This window comes from Streptomyces sp. NPDC015127 (assembly GCF_043080095.1).
Lineage (GTDB): Bacteria > Actinomycetota > Actinomycetes > Streptomycetales > Streptomycetaceae > Streptomyces.
Window position 1 is genome coordinate 1 of sequence record NZ_JBIBVE010000083.1, and the last position, 3,151, is coordinate 3,151.

Consider the following 3,151-nt stretch of genomic DNA (forward strand, 5'->3'; position numbering starts at 1 on the left):
ATCAATCTGGCGCATGCCGAGCTGAAGGAGCTCGGGATGATCGGCGAGGCGTCGGTGGGGCGTGGGTTTGCGGATCTGGCGTTGTCGGGGCTGGAGCTGGGTCATGGGGGTCTGGCGGCGGAGTTCGAGACGTTCTGCAGCCGGTGGGAGTGGGGGGTGCGCACGCTGACGCTGAAGGGCAACGCCTTCGCGCAGGGGGTGGGCCTGTCGGCGGGTTCGTTCGCGGAGCAGGAGCAGTACGTCAAGGACGCGGTCAAGATCGGTGTGAACTCGCTGAACGGCAATCCTCATCTGTCGGAGGACGAGGTCAAGCAGATGCGCTGGGACACGATTCGTGACCAGCATGCGTGGGACAACGCGGACTACAGCTACGAGTCGATGGTCGAGGCGCACGGCGAGGTCAAGCAGACGTGGCAGAACACCACGTATGACGTGATGGACGCGCAGATGGACTCGATGGAGCGGTCCGGGCTGATCGACCCGGTGGCGCGTGACCGTATGGACGAGGAGTTGAAGGAGGACCTGGATCCGGACCAGGTGACGGTCGATCAGGCCGAGCAGCCGCGGTGGGGGGAGAGTCGCTGATGGTGGACTGGCGGGAGTGGGGCGACAAGCTCGTCGACGGTGCCGACCGGGCGATCGACAAGGGCAAGGAGATCGCCGGCGAGGGCGTCGACTATGTGACCGACAAGGCCGGTCAGGGTCTTCGGCACTACGGTCACGACGCGGTCGCCGAGGCCGTCGAGGACTGGGGGGACGAGACCGCCTCCTCGCTGGGTGCGGAGGTCGGGGAGAAGCAGCTCGGGCAGACCGAAGAGGCGAATGAGCTGATCCACGGCAAGCCGGAGAAGATCGCCGCGACGGTGAAGAACCTGCGGGACTTCCAGACGGCGTTCGACCTGGTCGGCGGGGGGATGAAGAAGCTCGACTCCAGTCACTGGAAGGGCGAGGCCGCCACCGCCTTCCGGGAGAAGTTCCAGACGCTGCCCACCGACTGGCTGCACGCGGCCGACGCGTTCGAGGACGCGGCCAAAGCGCTGGAGACGTACTCGAAGGCGATCGTCACGGCGCAGGGCAAGGCGCGTGAGGCGATCGCTCTCCACAAGGAGGCGGAGAAGGACTACGAGACGGCCCGGACCGCGTTCAACAAGAAGGCCGATGCCTACAACGCGGCCCGCAACGGGGACAGTCCGCTTCCGCATCCCGGTGAGTTCAAGGACCCGAGCACGGCCAAACGCAAACGGGCCCAGGAAGTCCTGGACGACGCCCGCGCGGCGCGGAATCAGGCGGCCGAGGCCGCGAAGGGCGCGGTCAAGGCCGCTCTGGCGCACGCGCCGAAGGACAAGACCGGGCTGGACAAGCTCCAGACCGAGCTCATGGACTACAGCCTGGGCCAGAGCATCGAGCTGGCCCACTTCGGCGGCGGAATCATCAAGGGCACCGCGGGCATCGTCAACTTCGTCCGGTCGGTCAACCCGATCGACATCTACAACCTGACCCACCCCGCCGAGTACTACAAGGGCGTCAACATGACGCTCGCCGGCCTCGCGTCGACAGTGGCGAATCCGGATCGGGCCCTGAAGAACGCCTGGGACGCCGCCAAGGGTGACCCGTCGGAGTTCCTCGGCCGCCTCGTCCCCGAAATCTTCGGCACCAAGGGCTTGGGAGTCGCCAAGGGTGTGGCCGGTGCGGGCCTGCGGAGCACGGCCAAGCACACCGTCACGGAGGCCGCCGAGTCAGGGGCGCGCAAGGCCCTGGACGATCCGGCTCAGACGTCCCGTCCCAAGGACGCCGTCGAAAGCGACAACACGGACCCGATCGACCTCGCCACGGGTGTGATGTATCTGCCGCAGACCGACATCGCCCTGCCCGGCGCATTGCCGCTCGCCTTCCACCGCCGGGTGGCGTCCGACTACCGGGCCGGACGCTGGTTCGGACCATCCTGGTCGTCCACCGCCGACCAGCGGCTGGAGATCCACCCCGAGGGCGTCATCTTCGTCTGTGAGGACGGCCTGCTGCTGTCCTACCCGCACCCCGCCCCCGGCGCCCCGGTCATGCCGAGCCACGGCCCGCGCTGGCCGCTCGACCGTGACGTCGACGGCGACTACACGATCAGCGACCCGAATGCCGGCCGCGTGTGGCACTTCACCACACGCCACGAGGACGTGGCCCACCTCGCCCAGATCGACGACCGCAACGGCAACTGGATCACCTTCGAATACGACGAGTCCGATGCGCCGACGTCGATCGTCCACCACGGCGGCTACCACCTGAAACTCACCACCAGCGAGGGCCGGATCACCGGCCTGCACCTGGCAGGCGCGGCACCGGACGGCTCGGACCAGGAGATCCTGCGCTACGGCTACACCGACGGCCACCTCACCTCGGTCACCAACTCCTCCGGCCTGCCGTTGCGGTTCAGCTACGACGACCGCGGCCGCGTCACCTCATGGACCGACACCAACGGCAGCGCGTACACGTACGAGTACGACGACCAGGACCGCTGCATCGCCGAAGGCGGCTCGGCCGGCCACATGGCCCTGCGCCTCGACTACAGCGACCCGGACCCCGAGACGGGCCTGCGCGTCACCACCGCGACCACCAGCGGCGGCGCCGTTCGGCGGTACATCGTCAACGACGCGCACCAGGTCGTTGAGGTGACTGACCCGCTCGGCGCGGTCACCCGCTACGAACGCGACCGCTACAACCGGCTCCTCAACCAGACCGACCCGCTCGGCCGCACCGCCCGGTTCGCGTACGACGAATCCGGTCACCTGACCACCGTGGTGCGCCCCGACGGCCGCGAAGCCACCGCCGAGTACAACGAACTCGGGCTCCCGATCCGCGTCATCAACCCGGACCGGACCACGGTCCGGCAGGAGTACGACGAACGCGGCAACCGCACCAGCGTGACCAGCCCGTCCGGGACCGTCACCCGCTACACGTACAACGACGCCGGACACGTCACCGCCGTCACCGACGCACTCGGCCACACCACCCGCATCCGCTGCAACGCGGTCGGGCTGCCCGTCGAGGTCACCAACCCCCTCGGAGCAACCACCCGGATCGACCGGGACGCCTTCGGGCGACCGGTCACCCTCACCGACCCGCTCGGCGCGGTCACCCGCCTGGAATGGACACCCGAGGGCAA

At 68.4% G+C, this 3,151-nt stretch carries 2 protein-coding genes; both read left to right on the top strand.

Annotation, left to right across the window (positions count from 1 at the left end; genetic code table 11):
- The coding region (locus ACF08N_RS37955; RefSeq protein WP_392329256.1) for a hypothetical protein at window positions 1-585 on the top strand (585 nt) is incomplete at its 5' end.
- Window positions 585-3,151, top strand: a 2,567-nt coding sequence (locus ACF08N_RS37960) for a putative T7SS-secreted protein (RefSeq protein WP_392329257.1), incomplete at its 3' end; no start/stop codon positions are given. The genes ACF08N_RS37955 and ACF08N_RS37960, both read left to right, overlap by 1 nt.